Below are 26,030 nucleotides of genomic sequence, written 5' to 3'. Positions count from 1 at the left end.
GCTACTGGACCTCAAGGTACTCAAGGTAACACAGGTGCTACTGGTGCCACTGGACCTCAAGGCGTTCAAGGTAACACAGGTGCTACCGGCGCTACTGGACCTCAAGGTGCTCAAGGTAACACAGGTGCTACTGGTGCTACTGGACCTCAAGGTGTTCAAGGTAACACAGGTGCTACTGGCGCTACTGGTATAGGAGTTACCGGACCTACTGGACCTTCTGGTGGACCTACCGGACCTACTGGGCCAACTGGACCTAGCTTCCCTATAGCAACAATTGTTGTAACAAACAATATTCAGCAAACAGTACTGCAATTTAATAACTTTATTTTTAGTACTGCAATTAACGTAAACAATATTATCTTCAACGGCACAGATACAGTTACTGTTATTAACGGTGGTATTTATGTAATTAGCGTATCCATTTCTACAACTGCGCCAGGATGCGCTCCACTCGGAGTAGGAATTTCAATTAATGGAGCAGTCGCAACTGATAATTTCTCTTCAAATTTAATAGGCGACTCACTTTCATTTACTACAATCGAAACATTAGCAGCTGGTGCAAGAATTTCTGTTCAATCTACTCTTAATGAGATTACGATCCCTGCGACAGGAAATACTAACATCCGCCTTACTGTATTTAGAATCGCTTAAATTTCATCATAGATTGTTTATGACAAATAAAAAAAGAGCGAGGAAACTCGCTCTTTTTTTGTTATGTACAATAATTCATTACTATTCTAATTCAATTGAAACATTTTTTTGTGGTACAAATGTAGAAATTGCATGTTTATAAATAAGCTGTTGCTTACCTTCTGTTTCCAGCAGGACTGTAAAATTATCAAATCCTTTAATTAGTCCACGAAGCTGGAAACCATTTAATAAGTACAGCGTAACAAACGTATTTTCTTTACGGAGTTGATTTAAAAACTGATCTTGAATATTGATTGATTGCTTCATGTCGAATCCTCCTCTTTTTCTCTACTTACTATTATTCGACTTTACTTGTAACTTTCCTTCTATGTATCGTAAAATTTCTGACGTTTTTTCACCGTCTGTAACATCAAACCACGTGACATCCATTTTATTACGGAACCACGTTAATTGACGCTTTGCATAACGACGCGAATTCGTCTTTAATTGTGATACCGCATCTTCTAAAGGGGCTCGATTCTCAAAATAATCATAGATTTCTTTATATCCAATCGCTTGAATAGATTGACAATCTCGTATCCCTCTATTATACAGACCTTCTACTTCCTCTAATAGGCCTTGTTCCATCATCAAATCCACTCGTAAGTTAATGCGATCGTATAGCATTTCTCGATCCATTGTCAAGCCAATTAATGAAACATCATAGAGTAACTCTTTTTCTTGTTTTTCAATTTGGTCACTCATTTTTTCACCCGTCGTGTGGAAAATTTCTAACGCCCGAATGACACGTCGTACATTATTTGCATGAATACGCTCCGCACTTTCCGGATCTACTTCTTGCAATTTTTTATGTACATATTCCACACCGCGTTCTAAAGCTAACTTTTCCATTTGCTCTCGGTATATCACATCACCAGCATCATCTGTAAACTGATAATCGAATAAAACAGATTGTATATAAAGACCGGTCCCACCAACTATAATTGGTAATTTACCACGTTCTGTAATTTCTCGAATATGTTTGCGAACACGTTCTTGAAATTCCGCGACAGAAAATGAATCTTCCGGATTTTTTATATCGACCATATAATGTGGAATTCCGTCCATCTCTGCTTGTGTTACCTTTGCAGTTCCAATATCCATCGTTCGATAGATTTGCATGGAATCACCACTAATAATTTCACCGTTCAACGCTTTGGCAAGATCGATACTTAACTTCGTCTTTCCAACAGCTGTTGGTCCAATGATGACAGCAACTTTTTCACGTTGCACTTCTCCCATAGCATTCAACTCTCTTTATGTAATATACTCCATCTATTGATTATACCCAATCTTACCAATTTTAACGGCATGATTGCAAGTTCTTTCATTTCGGTACATGAAATTACATATAAAAAAGAACATAGTTTGTCCAATCCTGCATATACATGATAAAAATAGTTTCGAGAGGATGAGTTAACTATGAAACAATCCACCATCAATTTTTCATCTTTGACAAAAGACCTCATTTTAGCTACTTCTACAAAAGAACAAAATTGTTCACAAGAGGAATTATACTTCGCCCTAAATTGTTTACTACGGGCTTTTCATTCTACTCTCCATGAAACAACATCACATCCAGAAAATAAAAATACAGAATATATACAAACACAATTTTGCAGTGCATATAAAATTATTACAGGTAAAACTATTTATCCCTTTCAATAATCCATAAAAAGCGGCTGCTTACATAATTTCAAGCAACCGCTTTTTATATTAATATCGATAACCTATTGTATAACTTTCACTTTTACAGATTTGCGCCCCCAGCTATTAGCACTACCATCTGAACCGACTAATACATCAATACGATTTCCTTTAATCGCACCACCAGTGTCTCCAGCAATCGCTTCTCCATATCCTTCTACCCATACTTTTGATCCAAGCGGAATTACTTTCGGATCAACAGCAATTACTTTCATATTTGGATTTGCTGTTAAATCATGCCCCATTGCAGTTAATACACGACCACCATACGAACCATTCTCACTCGGATCTGCTGTATATGCCGTCGCTTCTACTGTAATTTCACGACCACCAGTAGGCGCACTTGTTTCAGTAGATTTCGCAACTGGTTTTGCAGCCGGCTTTTCTTTTACCACAGGTTTACTTGATTCTACATTCTTAATAGAATCGTTACTCTTAACATACTCTTTATTCTTAACTGCTGTATTATTTTTAACCGGCGCTTCTTCTTGAACTACAACCTCTTTCTTTTCAATTACAGGTGCCGTTCCTGTTAAAAATGGCACGTGAACATATCCGACTTTTCCATTGTAGTCGAATTGTAACCATTCATTTTGAACTTGATTCGTCGTTTCAATCACATCATTTTTATTAAGTTTACCTAAAATTTCAGAATCAGTATTCGCTCCAGCACGAACATTTAATACGCCCGCCGTTACATAATATGTGCTCTTTGTAAAATCAGCACTTACAAACGCTTCCTTACCGTTTAACTTAATTTTTGTCCATCCATTCTCTGTATTTATAACATCTAGTGTATTCCCACTTAACACTTTACCTACAAGCTTTGACTCTACATTTGGGTTTTCTCTAACATTTAATACGTCTGTTGTTACAATTGTTTCCGCTTTAGCAGAACCCGCAAAAATCCCAAGACCAAAAACTGCTGCTGTTGCTATACTTAATAATTTTTTCATGAATAGCCTCCATTTGCTTTGTTTTCGTATTTTCATTATAGCAACAGATTTTTAGAATTTTTAGAAATCACACAATTACAAAGCATTCGTAATATACAATTAACGAGTTGTAACATAAATTTCCATATTAATAAAATGTATTTCTCATACAATCTCCAGTGGTTTTCATATATTTTTCATATATTTTTCATATATTTTTCATATACGAGCACAAGAACTTTTTTCCAGAAAAAATTACAGTGTTACTTTTTTGTTACAAAAAATTCACAATTCGTTACATCTTTTACCAAAAACATCAATATTCCATTGTTAACTTATTTTTTGTAATAAAAAGAGAGCAGCTACTAAAAGCTACTCTCTTTTTATTTGTTATTGAACTTTCTTTTTCCAAACACCTAGCATAATAGCCGAGACAATCGTTCCAATTAATATAGAGAAAATATATAGTAACGGTTTATTTACTAACGCTATTACAAATAATCCACCATGCGGTGCCGGTAATGTAATTTGGAATAACATAGATAACGCACCTGCAATACTTGAACCAACAACACAACTTACGATTACTCGAACCGGATCTGCAGCTGCAAACGGAATCGCACCTTCTGTAATGAACGATGCTCCCATAATATAATTTGTTAAACCAGATTTACGTTCCGCTTCTGTAAACTTTGATTTAAAGAATGTAGTTGCGAATGCAATCGCAAGTGGCGGTACCATACCACCAGCCATAACTGCTGAGTGCACTCCAAAATTTTGTGCTTCTATTGCAGCAATACCAAACGTAAATGCCGCTTTATTAATTGGACCACCCATATCAATCGCCATCATACCACCTAAAATAAGACCTAGTAATATAGCATTCGTACCATTTAAACCATTTAACCACCCTGTCAACATTTCATTTAATGCTACTACAGGCGGAATTACTACTTTTTGCATTACAACTCCTGTAATCAATAATCCAAAGACTGGATATAACAATACAGGTTTAATTCCTTCTAATTGTACTGGTAGTCCTGAAAATAATCTTTTCAACCCTAAAACAACATATCCAGCTAAGAAACCAGCAATTAATCCACCTAAAAATCCAGCATTCGCATTCGCCGCTAAAAACCCACCTACAACACCAGGCATAAAACCAGGACGATCAGCAATAGAGCTTGCAATAAATCCAGCTAAAATTGGTACAAGGAATAAAAACGCACCTGTTTTTCCTCCACCAATTGACATGAACAATTCAGCTAAAGGACCTTCCGCCTTTATACCACCAAACGAAAATGCTAGCGCTATTAAAATCCCGCCACCAACAACGAATGGAAGCATATTACTTACACCGCTCATTAAATGCTTATAAATTCCTAATCCTTTTTCTCTCTCAATACTTTCTGATTTCCCGTCCTCTTTTACACCTTTAAAGATTGGTGCATCTTGTTTGACAGCTCGATTTAGCAATTTTTCCGTTTTTCGAATCCCATCAGCAACTGGCACTTGAATGACATGTTTACCAGCAAAACGATTCATTTCTACTTGTTTATCTGCCGCAACAATAATAGCTGTTGCACGTTCAATATCCTCTTTCGTTAAACCGTTTTTAATACCTGTTGATCCGTTTGTTTCAACTTTAATCGCTATCCCTAACTCTGCCGCTTTTGCTTTTAAGCTATCCACCGCCATATATGTGTGAGCGATTCCAGTTGGGCAAGCTGTAACAGCAAGTACGTACGGTTCATTTCCTTCTGGTTGTGCAACTTCAATCTCTTCTTCTTTTTCATTCTCTTTTTCATCAAATAGTTGAAGAAGCTCACTTTCATCCTTCGCTTCTAATAGTTGCTTGCGAAATCCTTCATCCATTAATAATGTCGATAAACGAGACAACGTTTCTAAATGAGTATTATTCGCTCCTTCACTTGCAGCAATCATAAAGAATAAGTATGCCGGTTGTCCATCAAGCGACTCATAATTGATACCGCTTACACTTCTACCAAAACAAATCGATGGTTGTTTAACAGCCTTTGTCTTCGCATGAGGTATTGCAATACCTTCCCCTATTCCAGTCGTACTTTGGGACTCCCGCTTTAAAATAGCTTCTTTAAATTCCGTTTTACTATTTAAACGATTTGCCCCGTTTAATTTCTCAACTAATTCATCTATGACAGCTTCTTTATTTGAAGCTGTCAAATCCATAATGACTGTATCCCTTTTTAATAGTTCTGTAATTTTCATATGTTGCTTCCCCCTATCGCTTAGCTACAATTACTTGCGACAATAATTCTTCTACTTTTTCCTTCTTACATAAATCAGCTGAAAATGCTGTTGCACTCCCTGTTGCAACGCCGTATTGAAATGCCTTTTCAATATCTTTTGTCTGTTCATATATGCCTACAAACCCTGCAACAAGAGAATCTCCGGCCCCAACTGAATTAATTACAACACCTTTTGGAACAGTCGCTTCATATATACCTTCTGCCGTAAATAATAAAGCTCCCTCTCCAGCCATCGATACGATAACGTGTTTTACACCTTGTTCAATTAATTTTCTTCCATAAGGTAAAACGTCCTCTACTGTTGAAAGCTCTACTCCAAACAACTCACCAAGTTCATGATGGTTTGGCTTAATTAAAAATGGCTTATTTTTAATTACATGTTGCAGTGCACTTCCACTTGCATCTACTACTACACGAATACCTTTTTCAGCTCCAAACGCAGCAATTGATTCGTAAAAAGTACTTGGAATAGAGATCGGTACACTCCCAGCGAGTACAACACAATCTCCAGGTTGCATACTCTCAATTTTTTTCATTAACTGTTCGAACTGCTCTTTTGTTACAATAGGACCTTGGCCATTTAATTCTGTTTCTTCTTTCCCTTTTATTTTCACATTAATGCGAGTATCTTCATCTACTTGGACGAAGTTTGTTGTTACACCTTCGTCATGTAATACCTCTTTAATAAATTGACCAGTAAATCCACCAGTAAATCCAAGTGCTATATTTTTAACACCTAAACGCTGAAGAACACGAGAAACATTAATTCCTTTTCCTCCAGGAAACTTCATATCTTTCTCCGCTCGATTTATTGTTCCTAAATCAAAAGAAGGAACTTGCACTACATAATCAATAGATGGATTTAAAGTAACTGTATAGATCATTGTTTATCAGCCTCAATTACATTGGTTTGTTTTTTATATTTTTCTAAATCAATTTCTAAATGGTTTGTAATAATATTTGCATCTTCAACATTTGCAATTTTCGCAAACGCAACTTCTGAAAACTTACTTTCATCAATTAAGAAATATCCTTCGTTTGCTAATGTTAGTGCCATTTGTTTTAGGAGCGCTTCTTCTGGATCTGGCGTTGTAAAGCCAAGCTGTTCATGTACACCATTTGCACCTAAAAAACATTTATCAAAGCGATACTTCTGCATACTTTCCTGTGCCATAGCACCGATTAAAGCTTTCGTCCTACTCTTCATCATTCCGCCTAGTAAATACGCACGAATATTATTTTCAACTAAAGCTTCAATATGCATAAGTCCATTCGTAACGACAGTAACATCTTTATTGATTAAAAATGGAATCATTTCAAATGTTGTACTCCCTGCATCTAAATAAATACAATCACCTTGTTCAACAACGCTAGCCGCATAATTAGCAATTTGTTGTTTTATTTGAATGTTTTTGGATGATTTTTCAACCATCGTTGGTTCTTGCCCTTTTCCTGTTAAAACAGCGGCACCACCATGAACTCTTTTTAATAACCTTTGCTTTTCCAATTGTGCTAAATCACGGCGAATTGTCGACTCAGAGCTTTCTGTTCTTTCAACTAATTGCTGTAATTTTACAACTTTCTGTTCTTTTACAAGTTGCAATATCATTTGATGACGTTCAGGAGTTAACATTTTATTCACCTCTTCTTTGATTACAGTATAATGAAAACGGTCACAAAAATCAACCATAAACAATCAAAAATAATCACAAACATTCATAAACATTTATAAAAAGCAAAAAAAGAAACCTATTCGATCAAACAATCAAATAGGTTTCTTTTCTAAATTCACTTATAAAGAAGCTTTATATATACTTAGAACATCATCTTTATTTAATTTTTTAAAGTTACCAAATTCACCATACGCCATCGCTTTATTAGCCATTATATCAATTTCATTTTCTCCAATACCGTAATCAGCTAATGTTGCTGGCGCTTCAATCGAAGTCCAAAATTGACGCAGTGCCTCAATTCCTTCTAACGCCACTTCTTTATCTGTTTTTCCATCTGTTTCTATTTCAAATACACGAATAGCGAACTGTTTAAAACGGACTTACATTTTCATCTACGACATGCTTCATCCAGTTAGGGAATAGAATTGCTAAGCCGCCTCCATGCGGTATATCATGAACAGCAGAAACTGCATGTTCAATATTATGAGTTGCCCAGTCACCTCTTACTCCCATCGCTAAAATACCATTTAACGCCATCGTTCCGCAATATAAAATTGTTTCCCTATGCTCATAATTTTCTAAATCACTTAAAAGCTTGGGAGCTGTCTCAATTACTGTTTTTAAAACAGATTCACAATAACGATCTTGTAGTTCTGTATTCGTTCCATGATGGAAATATTGTTCTAATACATGTGACATAATATCTACCATACCATAAATCGTTTGATCTCTCGGCACAGATGCAGTATGAACTGGATCTAAAATTGAAAACTGCGGGAATGTAACTGGGCTTCCCCATCCATACTTTTCATTCGTTTCCCAATTTGTAATTACCGAGCCTGCATTCATTTCAGAACCTGTCGCAGCAAGAGTAAGTACAGTACCAAATGGTAATGCCTCACTAGCAAATGCTTTTTTCGTTACAATATCCCATACATCTCCATCATATTTACTACCAGCAGCAATCGCTTTCGTACAGTCGATTACACTTCCTCCACCAACTGCTAAAATAAATTCGACTCCATTATCTTTACAAATTTGAATCCCTTTCTTTACAGTTGATACACGAGGATTCGGTTCAACACCCGTCAATTCAAATACTTCTGCATTAATATCCTTTAAAATAGAAATCACATTATCATAAATACCGTTTCTTTTAATACTGCCTCCTCCATATACGAGAAGAACCTTCTTACCAAACTGTGGAATTTCAGTTTTTAACTGTTCTAATTGATCTTTACCGAAAATAAGTTTCGTTGGATTACGAAATACAAAATTTTGCATATTTCTTTACCATCCCTTCTATTTGAAAAGCAACTATACTTTTGTATACCATATTTTTTTCATTTCACAAAAAGATTTGCTTAACAAAAAAGCCCCAGCCTAAAGGCTGAGACTTTTATTGATAATAAGGTGAGATCATTAAGTACACAATAACACCAGATAAACTTACATATAACCAAATTGGCATTGTCCAACGTACAATTTTACGGTGACGTGTTAATTGATTTGTAAAACCAAATACAAGTGCAAACAATGCAAGTGGTACGATAATTGCTGCTAGGATAATATGTGTAATTAAAATGATGAAATACACATATTTAATGAATCCTTCTCCTCCAAAATGTGTTGCCGGTGCTAAGTAATGATACGATAAATACGACACACAAAATAGTAAAGTTGTCGTAAATGCTGCAAGGATGAAACCACGATGCATTTTCACATTCTTTTTAATAATAGAGAATAACGCTGCTAATAAAAATACGAACGTAAAGCTATTAAAAATCGCGTTTAACATTGGTAAAATCGTTACATCAAAATGTACTTCTCCTTCATAGCCAACAGGTCCAAAGAACAAAAATAAAATAATCGCATTTACAATTACAGAAAGCGTTATCACAATAGGAGCATAGCTTTTCTGATTTGTTGATTGATCCACCAAAATGGTCACTCCCTCTTCCTTCAAGTATGTATACGTAACCTCACTATTTTAACATATTATTCACAGTGTAAATGTGACAATAGTTTGACACAGCAAGACAAAACAAAGAAAAAAATCCTTCTTAATAAAACTTCTTAAGAAGGATTTTATCGCTTTATTATTCAAATAGCAACGCGATTAATTTTTGTTAAAAAATGTATCGCTATATGCTTGAAAAATTTCAGACACTTGATATCCCATTAATGAAATTGCTGTTAATGAAAAGAAACCAATCATAAGAAATCGAAACCACATATAAATCTCCTCCTTGTATTTAGCTTAAAAAACGTTAGCTACCTTACAAGTTGCGTGGCACTCTTCATCATCACTTTCCTTCTTCTTTACAATTGCTGTAATAAATCGAATCATAAAGAAAACTACAAAAGGAAATTGTTCGTAATTCACATTGGCATAGTTTAGCAACGGCTCGCGCTGCACATCGAACGGAGATGAGAAGGAATAGAACATACCTTGCTCTTCCATATATACAATTACAATTTTCATGCAAAATACTATTCCTAGAAACGAAACAATATCTTGCCATTCTGTCGTATATAACAGGTTATACAGCTCTAATACGTACTCTTCCATCATCATCCCCCCTTCCTTTTTTACCATTTTGCTCGCCTTCGTATAAAAAGTCAAGAAAAAAGTTTATATCCACTATGACAATAGTAATTACTTGTTTCTATGATTATATATGATTCTTTTATAGCAATGACTGGGTGTAACTCTCTTCGAAAATAAGAAAATTAGCATCGAACAGATTCCTCATTCTTACTTTTAGGATTCAAAACTGTGCTATTTTTATTTCTATTAAAAATAAAATAAGAAAGTATGATAAGAACTGTAACAAACATTGTTAAAAGTGCTTGTGAACGTAAAGTATCAATTGCGAACATCGCAACTAAAACTGCTATAATAGCAGCAATTGTAACATACGTTACATACGGAAAAAGCCACATTTTCACTTTCAAATTTTTTTGTTCTACTTTCCCCATTTTTTTACGCATCTTTAAATGCGAAACTGCAATAACGAGATAAACTAGTAACGCAATCCCGCCAGATGCATTCACTAAAAACAAAAAGACTTTATCTGGAGAAATGTAACTAAAAACAACTCCAATATAAGCGAAGAACGTTCCAAATAAAACCGCTCGAACAGGAACACCACTACTGTTCAATTTTAAAAATGACTTTGGCGCATCTCCTCTTTCTGCCATTGAAAAAAGCATTCTTGAATTTGTATATAAGCCTGAATTTAAGCAAGAAAGTACAGCTGTTAAAACGATAAAATTCATAATTTGTGCTGCCGCTAGTATTCCTATATGTTCAAGTACAGCTACAAATGGACTTTTTAATATGTTAGCTGAATTCCATGGCAGTAGCGTAACAACTACCGCTATAGACCCAATAAAAAATACAAGAATACGCCAAATCACACTGTTTGTTGCTGTTTTTACTGCTTTTACAGGTTCTGCAGATTCACCAGCTGCTACTGCTACAATCTCTGATCCCATAAATGAAAATATAACAACAGTAATTCCAAGCAAGACCGAACTTATACCGTTTGGCATAAACCCACCTTGTCCAATTAAATTCGAAGTGCCGGGTGCTTCTGTTCCTGGAACAAATCCTAAAATAACAGCAAGACCTAGACAAAGGAACAAAACAATACTTATTACTTTAATAAAAGAAAACCAATATTCAAACTCTCCAAATGATTTCACCGAAAAAACGTTCGTCAGCGTTAATAAAATTGTTAATATTAAACTTAATAACCATAGCGGTATTTGTGGAATCCAATATTGGATAATACCAGCACCTGCTGTGGCTTCTATTGCAATAACAATTACCCAGAAAAACCAGTATAACCAGCCTATTGTATAACCCGCCCATGGACCAATTGCTTCTCTTGCATACGTTGCAAATGAACCACTTGTCGGATTTACAGCTGCCATTTCTCCTAGCATTCTCATGACGAAAATGACTAGAAGTCCTGCTAATGCATATGAAACGATAGAACCAGGTCCTGCCGAATGTACAACGGCACCACTTCCAACAAACAAACCAGCCCCTATTACGCCGCCAATTGAGATCATTGTAATGTGGCGTATTTTGAGATCTTTCTTTAGATTTTTATCCAACTCTTGTACATCCCCTTCCAAACTAAATTTTGAAATTTATGTAAGAGTACTGTGCGAAAGATTTTGTTCTATACGTTAAAATATATCAAAATATTCTGATTTTAACAATTACAATTCAATCTCCTTCAAAAATTATTTCATTAGGTTTAATACTTTCCCACACACAATTGTTGAGAAAATTATAGTCCTCTTACAAAAGAAAGAATTTTCAGATATCATTAAATAAACAAGATTATACATCTAGACAACTTTTTGTATAGGAGTGTTGATATGTTAAACAAGTTCAAATTATTTTGTTGTATTTTAGTAATGTTCTTACTACTACCGCTATCCCCTTTCCAAACACAAGCAGCAAACAATTTAGGTTCAAAATTACTCGTTGGATACTGGCATAACTTTGATAACGGTACTGGCATTATTAAATTAAAAGACGTTTCACCAAAATGGGATGTAATCAATGTATCTTTTGGTGAAACTGGTGGTGATCGTTCCACTGTTGAATTTTCTCCTGTGTATGGTACAGATGCAGACTTCAAATCAGATATTTCTTATTTAAAAAGTAAAGGAAAGAAAGTAGTTCTTTCAATAGGAGGACAAAATGGAGTCGTTTTACTTCCTGACAATGCCGCTAAGCAACGTTTTATTAATTCCATACAATCTCTAATCGATAAATACGGTTTTGATGGAATAGATATTGACCTTGAATCAGGTATTTACTTAAACGGAAATGACATTAATTTCAAAAATCCAACTACTCCCCAAATCGTAAATCTTATATCAGCTATTCGAACAATCTCAGATCATTATGGTCCAGATTTTCTATTAAGCATGGCTCCTGAAACAGCTTATGTTCAAGGCGGTTATAGCGCATACGGAAGTATCTGGGGTGCATATTTACCAATTATTTACGGAGTGAAAGATAAACTAACATACATTCACGTTCAACACTACAACGCTGGTAGCGGGGTTGGAATGGACGGTAATAACTACAATCAAGGTACTGCAGACTACGAAGTCGCTATGGCAGATATGCTCTTACATGGTTTTCCTGTAGGTGGTAATCCAAATAACATTTTCCCAGCTCTTCGCTCAGATCAAGTTATGATTGGGCTTCCAGCAGCACCAGCGGCAGCTCCAAGTGGTGGATACATTTCGCCAACTGAAATGAAAAAAGCTTTAAATTATATCATTAAAGGAGTTCCGTTCGGAGGAAAGTATAAACTTTCTAACCAAAGTGGCTATCCTGCATTCCGCGGCCTAATGTCTTGGTCTATTAATTGGGATGCAAAAAACAACTTTGAATTCTCTAATAATTACAGAACATATTTTGATACTCTTCCCTTGCAAAAATAATAAAAAACAACAATAGGTTATAGGACCTATTGTTGTTTTCATTTACCGTAAATTACCATATCTCGTTCATCAAAATCAAATTGAGAATGATGATGTGGAATTGAATACATTAGTTACTATTTTGCTTCAATACAAAAACTGAAAGTTCAGGTACACTCCAAAATCTAACAGGCATCCTAGTAGTCCCAATGCCACGATTTACATATAAATATAACAGCTTACTCTTCCCCTCTACTTCATACATACCTTCAACATAATTCTCAGCTAGTTTGGTAGTAATTAATGGACCTACAAAAGGAATTTGGACTTGTCCTCCGTGACTATGTCCTGACAGTTGAAGATCCATTGGGTAACGATTTATTTTGGTTACAACATCCGGCTCATGTACTAATAACATGTTGAAATCATTTTGTTTCAAGTTTTTTAAAGTTGAATCTATTTGTGGCTTCCCTAATAGAAAATCATCTAAACCTGATATTGTAATATATTTGCCGTTTTCCACTTTAATTTTCTGCACTTCATTTACTAATACAGAAAAACCAGCTTCCTCCATATATTTTTTGTAAAATAAACTACCGCCCCCGCCCCTATCATGATTCCCAAACACAGCATATTTCCCTAAGGGCGCGTAAATTTTCTGCAAAATAGCCTTTGCTTCTTCTCTTTCCGCACTATAAGACCCAAATTTATCTATTAAATCTCCAGTAAAAACTACGATATCTGGATGTATTTCATTCATCTTCTCCACCAAATGTTCAAGTTGCTTCAATGTAAACTCTGGCCCTAAATGTACATCTGAAAACTGCAATATTTTTTTATTATTAAACTCTTTAGGAATTGTAGAAGCTTCTATTTCATTCCACGTAACTGTTACTAGTTTTCGTTCTATTTCTGTCGCATAATAATACAAACTTACTGGTATCATTAATATACTTATAAAACTAATAATAAATATCTTTATGATTGATTTTTTTCGTTCTTTTTTTACATGATTCGTATTCATGTTTTCACCTCTACAAACACTTTAAATCCTTATTGTTACATTCATGTGACAACATGAACAATGTTATCAATTTTTAATTCCCTCTCTATTCACTTTGACAATTTTATACAGAAGTCATAACATATTTTTATAATACATAGATTTTTGAAATTTTTTCTATTCATTCCATCATTTTATTACGGAGGGATTATTCATGTCTGTATTTACACCAGAAGAAATTACGGAACTTGCTGCGAATTCAGGAAGGAAAAAAGCTCATTTATCATTGCTCCCTATGCTAATTCTTGGTTTTTTTGGTGGTGCTTTTATCGCATTAGGGTATTTACTCGATATTCATGTTATTGGGACAATGCCAAAATATTGGGGATCATTTTCTAGTTTTCTAGGCGCTGCTGTATTCCCTGTTGGTCTTATTCTCGTTATTCTTGCAGGCGGTGAACTAGTAACTGGTAACATGATGACAGTTTCTATGGCCTGGCTCCAAAAGAAAATTACTTTATTTTATTTCATACGAAATTTAGTTATTGTTACATTTAGCAATTTCATAGGAGCTGTATTCGTAGCCTATTTTTTCGGTCATATCGTCGGCTTAACTGAAGGAGCTTTTTTAGCGAAAACTATTTCTATCGCTCAAGCGAAACTACAAGATACACCATTGCAAGCATTTATTTCTGCAATCGGATGTAATTGGCTCGTTTGTTTAGCTGTTTGGCTCAGTATGGGAAGTAAAGAATTTATCGGAAAGATTATCGGTATTTGGTTCCCAGTTATGACTTTTGTTGCAATTGGATTTCAACACGTTGTAGCCAATATGTTTGTCATCCCAGCTGCAATTTTTGCCGGTCATTTAACTTGGATCGAATATTTTCCAAACTTCATTTTTGTTTTCTTCGGAAATTTAGTAGGAGGTATGTTATTTGTAGCACTACCTTACTTCATATCTTATAATAAGAAACTACCTTCTCATCAAGAGAAGACTGAAATGAAGAACAAATCTCTGTCCGCTTAAATGGAATGTCTATAAAATGTCCTAAAAAATATTACAAATTTCATTTTTTTTGCGAATATATGTACGTACACTTGTTCTCGAATGTTTTATACGTTATAATAACAACTTAAATAGCATTATTTACATATGAGGTGAAAAACATGAACAAAACAGAATTAATTAAAAACGTAGCACAAAATGCTGAGATTTCTCAAAAAGAAGCTACTGTAGTTGTACAAACTGTAGTAGAATCAATCACTAACACTTTAGCTGCTGGTGAAAAAGTACAACTTATCGGATTCGGTACATTCGAAGTTCGTGAAAGAGCTGCTCGTACAGGCCGTAACCCACAAACTGGTGAAGAAATGCAAATCGCAGCTTCTAAAGTACCTGCTTTCAAAGCTGGTAAAGAACTAAAAGAAGCTGTAAAATAATGAAAAATATCCTTCTCATTTATGAGAAGGATATTTTTTTCATAACATAATTAATAAAAATCTGACCATTATGCTGTTTCTTTTGTTCCTTTATGCAAATAAAACCTTTACTTTCAAAGAAAGGTTTTGCTGTAATACTCGCTTCTGTATAGATTTCCCTATGCCCTAGGTTCACTGCTTCTTTTTCTAACTTCTGTAATATGGATGAGGCTATCCTTTTCCCTTGATAATATTTATGTGTAAATAAACGATCTACGTAATGATCCTCATTATAATCTCCAAATCCGACTATCACACCATTATGATCCGCTACATAACTAATATTCTTTTCTAAAGACTTTAACCAGCTTTCTCTATCTAGTCGATCTGGTGCCCATGCTTGTAGCTGTAACTCATTATAATCTTTTGCATTAACCGTATGAACTGTTTCATAGAACAATTGTAATACTTGATTTAAATCTTCTTTCTGAAATGTTCTAATTATAATATCTTTTAACATATATAAGTCTCCTTACCAAACTACCTCTTAACTTTTCTACTACATACGATTCAATAATTCTTCTTTATTATATCGTTTTAATTTCTATACGAACAAAAAAACAATACTTATTCAAAGTATTGTTCTTTAATTCTATTCAATTACTTAATGTAACTTTTTAAGATTTTAATTTAACTCTTTGTAATCGTAATGCATTTAATACAACGGATACAGAACTAAATGCCATCGCTGCTCCAGCAACCCAAGGGGCTAAGAAGCCTAATGCCGCAATTGGAATTCCTAACGCGTTATAAGCTAATGCCCAGAATAAATTTTGTTTAATATTTCTTATCGTCATTTTACTCATAAAGATCGCATCAGCAATACTATTTAAATCACCGCGGATTAACGTTATATCCGCTGCTTCCATCGCTACATCCGTTCCCGTTCCAATTGCCATACCAATGTTCGCTGTAGCAAGAGCAGGAGCATCATTTATCCCATCTCCAACCATCGCTACTTTCTTACCATTTGCTTGCAGTTTTTTCACTTCTTCTGCTTTTCCTTCTGGCAATACTTCTGCAATTACGTGATCAATACCAACTTGCTTTGCAATCGCCTGAGCAGTTTGTGTATTATCTCCTGTAATCATCACAACGTCTAGACCCATTTTTTTCAGTCTTGCGATAGCTGCTTTTGAAGTATCTTTCACAGTATCTGCAACGGCAACTATACCAGCATATTCTTTATCGATTGCAATAAGCATTGCTGTTTTTCCTTCTCGTTCTAGCTCTTCCATTGATTTTGAAACTTCTTCAATATCAATATTGAATTTCTTCATTAATCGACGTGTGCCAATTAATAATTGTTTTCCTTCTACGACTGATTCGATACCGAATCCAGGAATCGCTTCAAACGTCTCTGAACTTGGAATATCAATTTTCTTTTCTTTAATTCCTTCCACAATCGCTTCTGCAAGTGGGTGTTCAGAATTTTTTTCTGCCGCACCTACTAAACGTAGTATTTCTTCTTCATGGAATCCATCTGCTACAATTATATCTGTTAACACAGGCTTTCCGTTTGTCACAGTACCTGTTTTATCTAGAATAACTGTATCTAATCGGTGCGTTGCTTCTAAATGCTCTCCACCTTTAAATAAAATACCATACTCAGCCGATCTTCCTGATCCTGCCATAATAGATGTAGGCGTTGCAAGACCTAACGCACATGGACAAGCGATAACAAGTACTGCTATCATTTTCTCAAGTGCTCCGCCAAAATCACCAGGTGTAACAAATATCATCCATACTGCAAATGTGATAATGGCAATCACAACTACAACCGGTACAAAAATACCTGAAATTTGATCCGCTACCCTTTGAATAGGAGCTTTTGAACCTTGTGCCTCTTCTACTACTTTAATGATTTGAGCTAATGCAGTATCTCTGCCTACTTTAGTTGCTTTCACTTTTAAAAAACCATTTTTATTTATTGTCGAACCTATTACTACATCCCCAATTGACTTATCAACAGGAATACTTTCACCCGTTAACATCGATTCATCAATCGCTGATTTTCCTTCTACAATCTCACCATCTACTGGTATTTTTTCACCAGGCTTTACATAGACGATATCACCAGCTACTACTTCTTCAATCAAAATTTTTATTTCTGTTCCATCTCGCACAACTGTAGCTGTCTTCGCTTGTAAACCCATCAATTTTTTAATTGCTTCTGATGAGCGCCCTTTTGCTTTCGCTTCAAATAATTTACCTAAAATAATTAATGTAATAAGTACCGCACTCGTTTCAAAATATAAATCTGTCATATGTTCCGAAGAACCAATAGATTGAATACTTAAATATACACTATAAAAATACGCGGCCGACGTTCCAAGTGCCACGAGAACATCCATATTAGCACTTTTATTGCGTAACGCTTTATAAGCCCCAACATAAAACTGTCCACCAATGATAAATTGAACAGGAGTTGCAAGTGCTAGTTGCACCCAAGGGTTCATTAACATATCTGGTAAATAAATAAATGACGTAAATGAGAAATGACTAACCATTGCCCATAATAATGGGAAAGATAAAATAAACGAAATAATAAACTTCTTCTTTTGTCTTTCAATTTCTTGTAATCGATGATCAGTTGATGCATCTTGATCATCTGGTTTCACTTCTAATTTATATCCTAGCTTCGTAATCGCGCTCTTCATTTCATTTACATTAACTTCATCAGGGTTAAAGTCTACTGTGGCTGATTCTAAAGCAAAATTTACTGTCGCCTTGTTCACACCATCTAACTTATTTAAACGCTTTTCAACTCTATTTGCACATGCTGCACATGTCATTCCTGAAACAGTAAATTCAGCTTTATCACTTACAATTCCATATCCTAATGATTCAACTTTTTCTTTAAATTGTTGCGGATTTGTTTTAGTTGGATCGTACATTATTTTTGTTTTTTCAAGCGCAAAATTTACATTTGCCTCATGAACACCTTCTACTTTTTTTAGACCTTTTTCAATTCTATTTGCACATGCCGCACATGTCATTCCTGATATTTGAAGATTGGCCTCTTTTTTTTCATTCATGTCTCTCACCTCTATATACCCTTATGAGGTATAATTATTAGCAAAATAAATCGTACTTCATTTAAAGTACGATTTATTTCCATATCTAAAAATAATTATTGAACATCGTATCCTTGATCTTCGATTACAGCAACGATATCTTTTAATGTTACAGCAGACGAGTCGATAGTAACTTCAACAGTTCCTTCTGCTAATTGAACCTTCACTTGTTCAACACCGTTTAGCTCTTTCACACTGCTTTCGATAGCATTTACACAATGTCCACAAGACATACCTTCAACTTGTAATGTTAACTGTTCCATTTAAAATCCTCCTCTTGTTTATTCATTGTTTGTTAATCACAATTACATCTTACCATACCCCCCTAAGGTAATCAATGGTTTTGTATCATGATTTTTCAATTATTTTCTAAAAGTTTATTTTACACACACTTTTTCACTACAATACACCCAAATCCAATATGAGGGTAAACAAAAAAACAAGCCAGTTAAATACTAGCTTGTTTTTACGCTTTTGAAAAACGTTCAAATACTGTCATTAATTCTTCAATTGCTTCGTCACCATTTCCATTTTTAATAGCTCCTGAAACACAATGACTCGTATGATTTTTGAGAACGCCCATTCCTACTTTTTTCATCGCTGCATTAATCGCTGAAATTTGCACTAAAATATCTACGCAATAACGATCATTTTCAATCATGTTTTGAATACCGCGGACCTGTCCTTCAATTCTCTTTAATCTATTTATAATCTGTTCTTTTTCTTTTTCTGATCTATGTGTTACTGCTTCATGCTCTTTATGATCCATATTATCACCTTCTTAAAGTTTCTCTTCATCCAATAAAACAATTGTTTTTTATGAGTATACCAATTATAGCATTAAATATCTACGCATGATACCCCATAAGAGTATATTTACACTTTATGATTATTCTTAACAACTCATTAGCTTCTTAATCTCAATTTTCAGTATACCCTTTCCTTTTTGTCAAAAAATCATTATATCTCTCATCAAAATTCAATAAAGTGAAACAAGAATAAGCGGGGATTACCCGCCCCCGCTTATTCTTCGTCTATAATGTTTAAATTTAAATTTTCAGATATTTAATCCGAGAATTTTTCTTTCCATATATAATTATTGCTGATCACATACTTTTGTATCATTCACTACTGAAGTTCCTTCAACGGTTACCGTATGAAAACAGTCATTTACTCGAACTGTCACAACATTATCTTGCCGATCAATGATATGATATTCATTAAAATTTTTATTTAGAGCACTGCGAATTTGTTCTCCTTCATAAATTGGAATGCCATGCGATAAAACCCAAATAAGTCCAGCGATAGCAAGAATAGTTTTCATACGATCTACCTCCTTGGGAATATAGTGAACTTTTAATCCATGCTTTTTCAACTCTACGAATCATGATTGAAATAAACCAAGCCTTTTTGGAAATAAGTTCATTTCGTCTATTTTATGTTTATGCTAATTGTGACCGATTTGTGACAACTTTTTGTCTCTTTAGACGAAAAGTTGAAACAAAACTTTCGAAAAGGACAATTCTACATATTAAAAAAGGTTATGGAATGTTTTATCCATAACCTTTTTTCCTATACGTAACTAATAAACCTCAATCCTTTACTTAAAGACGTCGGCACAACAGATGCATGATTCTCCCCTTCAGCTTCATAAAACTTAAATTTAAGTTTATCGTGGTTTACTTGGAGAAGGCGCTCTGATAATTCATTTGCACCTACAACCATATGCTCTCGTTCAAGTGATCCAACTGTAAGGAACACTCCTGTTTCAAACTTAGCATTGTTTAATTCAATTATAAGGTTCTCTTCTTTTTCAAGAACGGATTTATTATTCCACCATATAGATGGACTACTAATAAAATAATTTTGAAAAGCATTCAAGTTTGTAAATAGTATATGCAAAGCGAATAGGCCACCTAAAGAATGCCCAAATAACGTTTGCTTACTTTTATCAATCTCAAAATTCTTTTCAATTTGTGGTTTCAGTTCTTCTTCAATAAAAGTAAAGAAATTATGTGCTCCTCCTGTTTTAGGCCACGGTTTACCGTCTGGTTTTAAAGGGGCATCTTTTGAAATTACGCTAGGCGTAAAATCATAGCACCTTTCTTCCCCTGAAAATGCGCCTTCAATTGGATAACCCACTCCTACTATAATAGCTGGTGAAACACCGGTTTTTTCCGCTCTTACTGATTGTATTTTAACTGCTTCATGAAATGTTTGAAAAAAGGCATTGCCATCTAATACGTAAATGACAGGATATCCTGAATCCGTTGCTGGTTGCCTCGGCTTTGAAATATGAATTTGATATTCCTTACCTTCTAATTTTGAATACATTTTCCACTGCTCTGTATTAGATGTTATAATCTGCTGTTTTTCAACTGTAGTATTCACCCTATCCCCCCCTTTTTAACTTGTTACATATATTTCGATTTTTTCTTCTTGAGATACAACGCTATCATAACCGAAACAAACAGGAGCCCCGTTATACGGATCAATCATGACACGTGCATCAATATGAAATACTTCTTTTAACACTTCATTTGTAATGATTTCTTCTGGGCTACCAGTTGTAACAATTTCTCCTTCCTTCATTGCAATAATTTCATCTGAAAACCTTGCTGCATGGTTAATATCATGTAATACCATAACAACCGTACAATTATGTTCTTTATTTAACTTCTCCACAATTTGTAATACATCTAATTGATGAGACATATCAAGGTATGTAGTTGGCTCATCTAATAGCAACACTTCTGTTTCTTGTGCTAATGCCATCGCTAGCCATACCTTTTGTCTTTGGCCACCTGATAAATTTGCAATTTGTCTCGTTCGAAATTCAGAAGTTTTCGTTATATCTAATGCCCAATCAATCATTTCTTTATCTTTTGTCGTTAACTTATTTACGTTATTTCGATGTGGATAGCGTCCATAAGAAATTAATTCTTCCACTTTAAGTTCACCTGGTGCAATTGGAGTTTGCGGGAGTAAAGCTAACTGCTTCGCAATTTCTTTCGTTGGAATTGTATGTAAATCTTGCCCTTGTAAATATACTTTTCCGCTTTTTTGTTTTAAAATTCTTCCCATTGTTTTTAACAATGTCGATTTACCGCAACCGTTTGGACCTATAATTGTCGTTACTTTTCCTTCTTGTATTTCCACATTTAAATCGCGAAACACTGTAAGCTTTTCATAACTTGTTTCTAAATTTTTTGCACTTAAAATACTCACTTTTATTCCTCCTCTTACGCTTTCGCCTTATAAAGTAAATATAAGAAATATGGTACACCGACAATAGAAATAACGATTCCAACTGGTAGCTCTACAGGTGTGAAAACTGTTTTCGCAATAAAGTCTGAAGCAATTACAAGAAACATTCCGATTACGCCGCACGTAGGAATTATATACTTATGTTGAATACCGACAAGCCTTTTCGCAATATGCGGTGCCATTAAGCCAATAAAACCGATACTCCCTGAAACAGCAACACATGCGCTCACAAGCCCGATACTACTTAATAGTAAAATCGATTTCTCTCTTTCTACTGAAACACCTAAACTTGTAATACTAGTTTCTTCCAATTGAAATAAATCTAATAAATAAGCTTTCTTTTGTATAAGCGGAATTAAGATAATAAGCCATGGTAACATAGCCACAATATACTTCCAGTTCGCACTATATATGCTTCCAGACACCCACACTGCGGCCATTTCAAAATCAGTTGACTTCATTTTGAGTGATAAATACATAGAAAAGGCTCCAAATCCTGATCCAATTGCAATTCCTGTTAATAAAAGTCGCTGCGAATCTAATTTACCGTTTTTCCAAGAAAACAGATAAATGATGATAGCTGCACCTAATCCGCCTACTAAACCAAACATTGGCATCATCATAATAGAAACCCAGTCTGTGCTTTTTAATTGCCCTTGAAAGAAAAACATAAAAATGACGATCGCTGTTCCTGCTCCGGCATTTACTCCTAAAATACCTGGGTCCGCCAATCCATTTCTCGTAATCCCTTGAATAACAGCACCCGCAACACCAAGACCTAATCCTACTAATCCAGCAATTACGATACGCGGAAGACGAAACTCAAAAATAACTAAATCATGTTCTGATACTGGATCAATTCTAAACAGTGTTTTAAATACATCTGTAATAGTAATGTCGAACGTACCATTTGTTAAACTAATATAAATAGCACATAGTATTAAAAATATAATAATCCCCATCGTCATTCCGAAACGTTGACTTGAACTTTTAAGCATGTCTCTCTCCTCCTCTAGTACGGATTAAATAGAGGAAGAAAGGAATTCCAATTAAGGAGGTAACGACTCCAATAGGTGTTTCAAATGGATAGTTTACAAATCTACTCAAAACGTCACATAACGCTAAGAAAACGCCACCAATAACACCTGCACATGGCAAAATCCACTTATAATCTACCCCAATTATAAAGCGGGTAATGTGCGGAATAATTAAACCTACAAAACCAACTTTCCCCACTAAAGCAACTGCTGTTCCTGTTAAGAAAATTACCGATAAAATTGCCATCGCTTTAACTAGTTTTGTACGTTGCCCTAAATTAATAGAAACCTCTTCGCCTAATGAAAGAATGGTAATAGATTTTGATATTAACAGTGCTAAAATTATTCCAATTATCCCAAACGGTATCGTGATTTTAATGATATTAGGATCTACTTGATCTAACTTTGCATTAAACCAAAAACTAACATTTTGAGAAATTTGGAAATACGAAGCCATTGCAGCCGATACACTACTTAAAAATGTTCCAATAACTGTTCCTATAATCGCTAACCTAACTGGTGATAAGCCATTTTGAAGGAGCGAACCAAAACCAAACACGATACCGGCGCCTAGTGCAGAACCAATCATTGAACATAAAACCATACCAATTGATGACATTCCCGGAAGAAAAATCATGCTAAGTGTAATAACAAAGGCAGCGCCATCCGTCACACCCATAATAGAAGGGGATGCAAGATAGTTTCTTGTCATCCCCTGCATAAGTGCTCCTGATATGGCTAGAAATGCTCCGACTAAAAGAGCTGCAACTACCCTTGGTAAACGTGAAGTAATAATAATATTATGGTTTACATCGCTTGAATCAAAATGAAATAATGCGTTCCACACTGTTTCAGCGTCAATACTTTTTGCCCCATACAAAATCGAAAGTATAATTGTAAATAAGATGAGTATGGGTGCTATACATAATATAGTTACTGGTACTGCATTTGTTTTCTGCATATCATTCAACGCACCTTACTTATTGTATTATTTAGATAAATTTTTCACGGCTTCTTTTAAGAATGCTGTTTTACTCCAAGCTGTACCACCTTGTGCCATTGGGTCTACAACATTTACAAATACTTTCTTTTCTTTCGCAGCGTTCATACTTTGCCAAATTGGATTATTTTCAATGTCTTCTAACACTTTCGGTTTATTATTTTCACTTGCCTCGTATTGTAAGAAGATATAATCAGGATTAACTTCAGCTAATTTTTCTAAAGAAATTTTTTCTTGTGCTTTTACCGTTTTAAGTTGTTCTGGAGCAGTTAGTCCAAGATCTTTATAAATTACAGGGTTAAAGTATACTCCTTCTGGGTATAGGAATAAGTCATTTGCTCTTAGTCTAATGACAAGTACTTTTTTATCTTTTAACTTATCTCCTAGTTTTGCTTTTGCTTTTTCAGCGTCCGAATTGTAGTCTTTAATAATTTTTTCTGCTTTATCTTTTTTACCAGTTAATTCTCCCATTAACTTTAAGTTATCTTCCCAATTTGTTGAAACGTGTGATACCGGGAATGTAGGAGCTACTTTCGTAAACTTTTCAGCTGTTTCTGCTGGGAATTTCGTACTTGATGTAATAACGTCTGGTTTTAATTGAAGTAATGTTTCGAAATTTGGTTCCATTTTCTCACCAACAGATTTCGCACCTTCTAAATCTTTCTCAAGATACTTCGGTAATTTACCACCAACAGTAATGGCACCAACTGGTTTAATTCCAAGTACTGCCGCATCTTCCATTGACTCTAAACTAGCTGTCGCAATTTTATCTACTTTTGCTGGCACTGTATATTCTTTACCTAAATATGTAATTTTTCGTTTTTCATCTTTTTTCGTTTCCGTAGCTTTTGTCTGTTGTTTTTGCTCGCCTGAAGTTTTATCCGCACTATTACATGCCGCTAAACCTACACTTAAAACTGTAACCATCCCTAATGTAAATAACTTTTTATTCATCTTTATATATCTCCTCTCGAATTTTCCAAACTATATTCTCAATAAAATTTAACTATATGAAACTTGTCTTACATATATATTTCATTAGATTAATAATTCTATCCAGAACTCATTCTCGTTCACTTCCCCTAAGCTATAATTCTTTTATACCTCATCCATTGATAATATTTTTCATTGATAATGATTATCGTTACTAAGTATATATTTAATATGCAATTATTTCAAGAAAGATTTGAAAAATTTTAACAAACTGAATTAAAAAAGAAGTATCCGCCTAATGTTAGATGGATACTTCTTTTTTTAGAAATTTATATGTAATTCAACTGGACAATGGTCAGATCCCATTACTTCACTATTAATTTTCGCTTCTGTTATTTGGTCTTTCATTCTTTCCGAAACAACAAAATAATCTAAACGCCATCCGATATTTTTCGCTCTCGCGCCCATACGATACGACCACCACGAATATGCACCTTCTTGATTAGGATAAAGATAACGATACGTATCAACAAACCCTTCTTCTAAAATACATGAAAATTTCTCTCGTTCCTCATCAGAGAATCCAGGGTTTTTACGATTACTTTTTGGATTTTTCAAATCGATTTCTTTATGAGCAACATTTAAATCTCCACAAAAAATAACTGGTTTTTTCTCATCTAATCGTTTGATATAGGACCTGAAATCATCTTCCCATTTCATTCTGTAATCTAATCGTTCTAATCCACGTTTTGAATTTGGTGTATATAACGTTATCATGTAAAAATCTTCGAATTCTAAAGTAATAAGTCGTCCTTCTTGATCATGCTCTTCAATGCCTAAACCATATGTAACTGAAATCGGTTCTTTTTTTGAAAAAATAGCCGTTCCTGAATATCCTTTTTTCACAGCATAATTCCAGTATGTATAATATCCCTCTAGATTTAAATCAATTTGTCCTTCTTGTAATTTAATCTCTTGTAGACAAAATATGTCAGCACTTGATTCCTCAAGATATTCCAAAAATCCACCTTTTGCGATAACAGCTCGCAAACCATTTACATTCCATGAAATTAACTTCATTTATAGTCCTCCTCTTGATGTTTATTTCCAAATTTCATGCTATATAAGTTGAATTTAAGCTTTACAATTGAACGCACAATCGATTAATCACTTTTTCAGGTGTGCGATTTAACTCCTGGATAAAAGCCTGTACATTTTTTTGAATCTCGTAGACCGATGAATAAAAAACGTTATGGATGACGTCAGATTTGAGCCATTTCCATAATCCTTCAATTAGATTTAAATCCGGGCTGTAGGGAGGTAAAAATACCAATTCTAAGCGATGCAGATGTCTACTTAAAAACGGTTGGATGAGCTTCGCATGATGAATACGCGCATTATCAAGAATTATGGCTATCTTCCCGTTGGGATAGCGTTCAAGTACCTTTTGAAGAAAACGAAGAAAGGTATCCGCATCA

The 26,030-nt window shown here is 34.6% G+C and carries 27 protein-coding genes and 1 pseudogene; 5 read left to right on the top strand and 23 right to left on the bottom strand.

Going from position 1 to position 26,030, the window contains the following annotated elements:
• On the top strand, positions 1-651 hold a 651-nt coding region (locus ATL10_RS28330; RefSeq protein ID WP_142670021.1), incomplete at its 5' end, for a Gly-Xaa-Xaa repeat protein.
• 81 nt (positions 652-732) lie between these two features.
• Here ATL10_RS28330 and hfq read toward each other — a convergent pair.
• Complete coding sequence (gene hfq / locus ATL10_RS28325) at positions 733-957, bottom strand: RNA chaperone Hfq (RefSeq protein WP_000813896.1); 225 nt, start codon at positions 955-957, stop codon at positions 733-735.
• Positions 958-978: 21 nt separating this feature from the next.
• The gene (miaA, locus tag ATL10_RS28320; RefSeq protein WP_000504953.1) at positions 979-1,932 is read right to left on the bottom strand and encodes a tRNA (adenosine(37)-N6)-dimethylallyltransferase MiaA; all 954 of its coding nucleotides are present in this window, start codon (positions 1,930-1,932) and stop codon (positions 979-981) included.
• A 180-nt stretch (positions 1,933-2,112) separates the two neighbouring features.
• Here miaA and ATL10_RS28315 point away from each other — a divergent pair, with 180 nt between their 5' ends.
• Positions 2,113-2,358 (top strand): hypothetical protein, encoded by a 246-nt coding sequence (locus ATL10_RS28315; protein ID WP_000814431.1) that lies wholly within the window; start codon positions 2,113-2,115, stop codon positions 2,356-2,358.
• Positions 2,359-2,420: 62 nt separating this feature from the next.
• On the opposite strand, the gene entD is transcribed toward ATL10_RS28315, so the two are convergent.
• The 8 genes and pseudogenes from entD to gabP all read right to left on the bottom strand — a co-directional run bounded on the left by entD (position 2,421) and on the right by gabP (position 11,421).
• Positions 2,421-3,353 carry a cell wall-binding protein EntD gene (entD, locus tag ATL10_RS28310; protein WP_016512433.1) on the bottom strand — a complete coding sequence of 311 codons (933 nt, stop codon included), beginning with the start codon at positions 3,351-3,353 and terminating at the stop codon, positions 2,421-2,423.
• A gap of 369 nt (positions 3,354-3,722) precedes the next feature.
• On the bottom strand, positions 3,723-5,579 hold the full coding sequence (locus tag ATL10_RS28300) for a PTS fructose transporter subunit IIABC (protein ID WP_110497997.1): 1,857 nt from the start codon (positions 5,577-5,579) through the stop codon (positions 3,723-3,725).
• 13 nt (positions 5,580-5,592) lie between these two features.
• Positions 5,593-6,504, bottom strand: coding sequence for a 1-phosphofructokinase (gene pfkB, locus ATL10_RS28295; protein WP_098256761.1), 912 nt, complete (start codon positions 6,502-6,504; stop codon positions 5,593-5,595).
• Positions 6,501-7,253: a DeoR/GlpR family DNA-binding transcription regulator gene (locus ATL10_RS28290; protein ID WP_000957288.1), complete on the bottom strand. Its 753-nt coding sequence runs from the start codon at positions 7,251-7,253 to the stop codon at positions 6,501-6,503. The genes pfkB and ATL10_RS28290 overlap by 4 nt, the downstream gene beginning before the upstream one ends.
• 159 nt (positions 7,254-7,412) lie before the next feature.
• Positions 7,413-8,577 (bottom strand): annotated as a pseudogene (locus ATL10_RS28285) (iron-containing alcohol dehydrogenase).
• A 115-nt stretch (positions 8,578-8,692) separates the two neighbouring features.
• Positions 8,693-9,235, bottom strand: a complete 543-nt coding sequence (locus tag ATL10_RS28280; protein WP_000228315.1) for a DUF420 domain-containing protein — start codon at positions 9,233-9,235, stop codon at positions 8,693-8,695.
• Positions 9,236-9,553: 318 nt separating this feature from the next.
• The gene (locus tag ATL10_RS28270) at positions 9,554-9,892 is read right to left on the bottom strand and encodes a hypothetical protein (RefSeq protein WP_003271231.1); all 339 of its coding nucleotides are present in this window, start codon (positions 9,890-9,892) and stop codon (positions 9,554-9,556) included.
• A 134-nt stretch (positions 9,893-10,026) separates the two neighbouring features.
• Entirely contained in the window at positions 10,027-11,421 is a 1,395-nt protein-coding gene (gabP, locus tag ATL10_RS28265; RefSeq protein ID WP_110497995.1) for a GABA permease, read from the bottom strand.
• Between the two features lie 270 nt (positions 11,422-11,691).
• Here gabP and ATL10_RS28255 point away from each other — a divergent pair, with 270 nt between their 5' ends.
• Positions 11,692-12,774, top strand: coding sequence for a chitinase (locus ATL10_RS28255; RefSeq protein ID WP_098256760.1), 1,083 nt, complete (start codon positions 11,692-11,694; stop codon positions 12,772-12,774).
• Positions 12,775-12,883: 109 nt separating this feature from the next.
• Here ATL10_RS28255 and ATL10_RS28250 read toward each other — a convergent pair whose 3' ends face one another.
• Entirely contained in the window at positions 12,884-13,777 is an 894-nt protein-coding gene (locus ATL10_RS28250; protein ID WP_001095330.1) for a metallophosphoesterase, read from the bottom strand.
• 193 nt (positions 13,778-13,970) lie between these two features.
• On the opposite strand from ATL10_RS28250, the gene ATL10_RS28245 reads away from it, so the two are divergent.
• Both ATL10_RS28245 and ATL10_RS28240 read left to right on the top strand, forming a co-directional pair.
• Positions 13,971-14,786 carry a formate/nitrite transporter family protein gene (locus tag ATL10_RS28245; RefSeq protein WP_000110543.1) on the top strand — a complete coding sequence of 272 codons (816 nt, stop codon included), beginning with the start codon at positions 13,971-13,973 and terminating at the stop codon, positions 14,784-14,786.
• A gap of 140 nt (positions 14,787-14,926) precedes the next feature.
• Positions 14,927-15,199: an HU family DNA-binding protein gene (locus ATL10_RS28240; RefSeq protein WP_001043904.1), complete on the top strand. Its 273-nt coding sequence runs from the start codon at positions 14,927-14,929 to the stop codon at positions 15,197-15,199.
• Positions 15,200-15,218: 19 nt separating this feature from the next.
• On the opposite strand, the gene ATL10_RS28235 is transcribed toward ATL10_RS28240, so the two are convergent.
• The 12 genes from ATL10_RS28235 to ATL10_RS28180 all read right to left on the bottom strand — a co-directional run.
• Positions 15,219-15,698: a GNAT family N-acetyltransferase gene (locus tag ATL10_RS28235; RefSeq protein WP_000910164.1), complete on the bottom strand. Its 480-nt coding sequence runs from the start codon at positions 15,696-15,698 to the stop codon at positions 15,219-15,221.
• 157 nt (positions 15,699-15,855) lie between these two features.
• Entirely contained in the window at positions 15,856-18,276 is a 2,421-nt protein-coding gene (locus ATL10_RS28230; protein WP_001003176.1) for a heavy metal translocating P-type ATPase, read from the bottom strand.
• Between the two features lie 95 nt (positions 18,277-18,371).
• On the bottom strand, positions 18,372-18,578 hold the full coding sequence (gene copZ, locus ATL10_RS28225) for a copper chaperone CopZ (protein ID WP_000436973.1): 207 nt from the start codon (positions 18,576-18,578) through the stop codon (positions 18,372-18,374).
• 203 nt (positions 18,579-18,781) lie between these two features.
• Complete coding sequence (locus ATL10_RS28220; protein ID WP_000349637.1) at positions 18,782-19,084, bottom strand: metal-sensing transcriptional repressor; 303 nt, start codon at positions 19,082-19,084, stop codon at positions 18,782-18,784.
• A 327-nt stretch (positions 19,085-19,411) separates the two neighbouring features.
• Entirely contained in the window at positions 19,412-19,639 is a 228-nt protein-coding gene (locus ATL10_RS28215; protein ID WP_000849103.1) for a hypothetical protein, read from the bottom strand.
• A gap of 248 nt (positions 19,640-19,887) precedes the next feature.
• The gene (locus tag ATL10_RS28210) at positions 19,888-20,706 is read right to left on the bottom strand and encodes an alpha/beta hydrolase (RefSeq protein WP_098256758.1); all 819 of its coding nucleotides are present in this window, start codon (positions 20,704-20,706) and stop codon (positions 19,888-19,890) included.
• Between the two features lie 15 nt (positions 20,707-20,721).
• Positions 20,722-21,543, bottom strand: a complete 822-nt coding sequence (locus tag ATL10_RS28205; RefSeq protein WP_000025764.1) for an ABC transporter ATP-binding protein — start codon at positions 21,541-21,543, stop codon at positions 20,722-20,724.
• A 14-nt stretch (positions 21,544-21,557) separates the two neighbouring features.
• Complete coding sequence (locus tag ATL10_RS28200; protein ID WP_000920452.1) at positions 21,558-22,580, bottom strand: FecCD family ABC transporter permease; 1,023 nt, start codon at positions 22,578-22,580, stop codon at positions 21,558-21,560.
• A complete protein-coding gene (locus ATL10_RS28195) occupies positions 22,573-23,580 on the bottom strand; it encodes a FecCD family ABC transporter permease (RefSeq protein WP_001173040.1) in 1,008 nt (335 codons plus the stop codon). The genes ATL10_RS28200 and ATL10_RS28195 overlap by 8 nt, the downstream gene beginning before the upstream one ends.
• 27 nt (positions 23,581-23,607) lie before the next feature.
• Positions 23,608-24,573, bottom strand: coding sequence for an iron-hydroxamate ABC transporter substrate-binding protein (locus ATL10_RS28190; RefSeq protein WP_001035498.1), 966 nt, complete (start codon positions 24,571-24,573; stop codon positions 23,608-23,610).
• A gap of 300 nt (positions 24,574-24,873) precedes the next feature.
• A complete protein-coding gene (locus ATL10_RS28185; protein ID WP_090977242.1) occupies positions 24,874-25,632 on the bottom strand; it encodes an exodeoxyribonuclease III in 759 nt (252 codons plus the stop codon).
• A 61-nt stretch (positions 25,633-25,693) separates the two neighbouring features.
• The coding region (locus tag ATL10_RS28180; RefSeq protein ID WP_110497321.1) for an IS630 family transposase at positions 25,694-26,030 on the bottom strand (337 nt) is incomplete at its 5' end.

This window comes from Bacillus sp. 196mf, assembly GCF_003217275.1.
GTDB lineage: Bacteria > Bacillota > Bacilli > Bacillales > Bacillaceae_G > Bacillus_A > Bacillus_A thuringiensis_S.
This window is presented reverse-complemented; position numbering and strand designations above follow the sequence as displayed.

What these genes read in the sequence shown, in the direction of transcription:
- entD (WP_016512433.1), bottom strand. Translation starts at nt 3,353, where the DNA reads ATGAAAAAATTATTAAGTATAGCAACAGCAGCAGTTTTTGGTCTTGGG.
- ATL10_RS28195 (WP_001173040.1), bottom strand. Translation starts at nt 23,580, where the DNA reads ATGCAGAAAACAAATGCAGTACCAGTAACTATATTATGTATAGCACCC.
- ATL10_RS28290 (WP_000957288.1), bottom strand. Translation starts at nt 7,253, where the DNA reads ATGTTAACTCCTGAACGTCATCAAATGATATTGCAACTTGTAAAAGAA.
- ATL10_RS28215 (WP_000849103.1), bottom strand. Translation starts at nt 19,639, where the DNA reads ATGAAAACTATTCTTGCTATCGCTGGACTTATTTGGGTTTTATCGCAT.
- ATL10_RS28235 (WP_000910164.1), bottom strand. Translation starts at nt 15,698, where the DNA reads ATGTTAAAAGATATTATAATTAGAACATTTCAGAAAGAAGATTTAAAT.
- hfq (WP_000813896.1), bottom strand. Translation starts at nt 957, where the DNA reads ATGAAGCAATCAATCAATATTCAAGATCAGTTTTTAAATCAACTCCGT.
- ATL10_RS28315 (WP_000814431.1), top strand. Translation starts at nt 2,113, where the DNA reads ATGAAACAATCCACCATCAATTTTTCATCTTTGACAAAAGACCTCATT.
- miaA (WP_000504953.1), bottom strand. Translation starts at nt 1,932, where the DNA reads ATGGGAGAAGTGCAACGTGAAAAAGTTGCTGTCATCATTGGACCAACA.
- ATL10_RS28240 (WP_001043904.1), top strand. Translation starts at nt 14,927, where the DNA reads ATGAACAAAACAGAATTAATTAAAAACGTAGCACAAAATGCTGAGATT.
- pfkB (WP_098256761.1), bottom strand. Translation starts at nt 6,504, where the DNA reads ATGATCTATACAGTTACTTTAAATCCATCTATTGATTATGTAGTGCAA.
- ATL10_RS28220 (WP_000349637.1), bottom strand. Translation starts at nt 19,084, where the DNA reads ATGGATCATAAAGAGCATGAAGCAGTAACACATAGATCAGAAAAAGAA.
- ATL10_RS28250 (WP_001095330.1), bottom strand. Translation starts at nt 13,777, where the DNA reads ATGAATACGAATCATGTAAAAAAAGAACGAAAAAAATCAATCATAAAG.
- ATL10_RS28245 (WP_000110543.1), top strand. Translation starts at nt 13,971, where the DNA reads ATGTCTGTATTTACACCAGAAGAAATTACGGAACTTGCTGCGAATTCA.
- ATL10_RS28270 (WP_003271231.1), bottom strand. Translation starts at nt 9,892, where the DNA reads ATGGTAAAAAAGGAAGGGGGGATGATGATGGAAGAGTACGTATTAGAG.
- ATL10_RS28185 (WP_090977242.1), bottom strand. Translation starts at nt 25,632, where the DNA reads ATGAAGTTAATTTCATGGAATGTAAATGGTTTGCGAGCTGTTATCGCA.
- ATL10_RS28200 (WP_000920452.1), bottom strand. Translation starts at nt 22,580, where the DNA reads ATGCTTAAAAGTTCAAGTCAACGTTTCGGAATGACGATGGGGATTATT.
- ATL10_RS28300 (WP_110497997.1), bottom strand. Translation starts at nt 5,579, where the DNA reads ATGAAAATTACAGAACTATTAAAAAGGGATACAGTCATTATGGATTTG.
- ATL10_RS28190 (WP_001035498.1), bottom strand. Translation starts at nt 24,573, where the DNA reads ATGAATAAAAAGTTATTTACATTAGGGATGGTTACAGTTTTAAGTGTA.
- ATL10_RS28230 (WP_001003176.1), bottom strand. Translation starts at nt 18,276, where the DNA reads ATGAATGAAAAAAAAGAGGCCAATCTTCAAATATCAGGAATGACATGT.
- copZ (WP_000436973.1), bottom strand. Translation starts at nt 18,578, where the DNA reads ATGGAACAGTTAACATTACAAGTTGAAGGTATGTCTTGTGGACATTGT.
- ATL10_RS28255 (WP_098256760.1), top strand. Translation starts at nt 11,692, where the DNA reads ATGTTAAACAAGTTCAAATTATTTTGTTGTATTTTAGTAATGTTCTTA.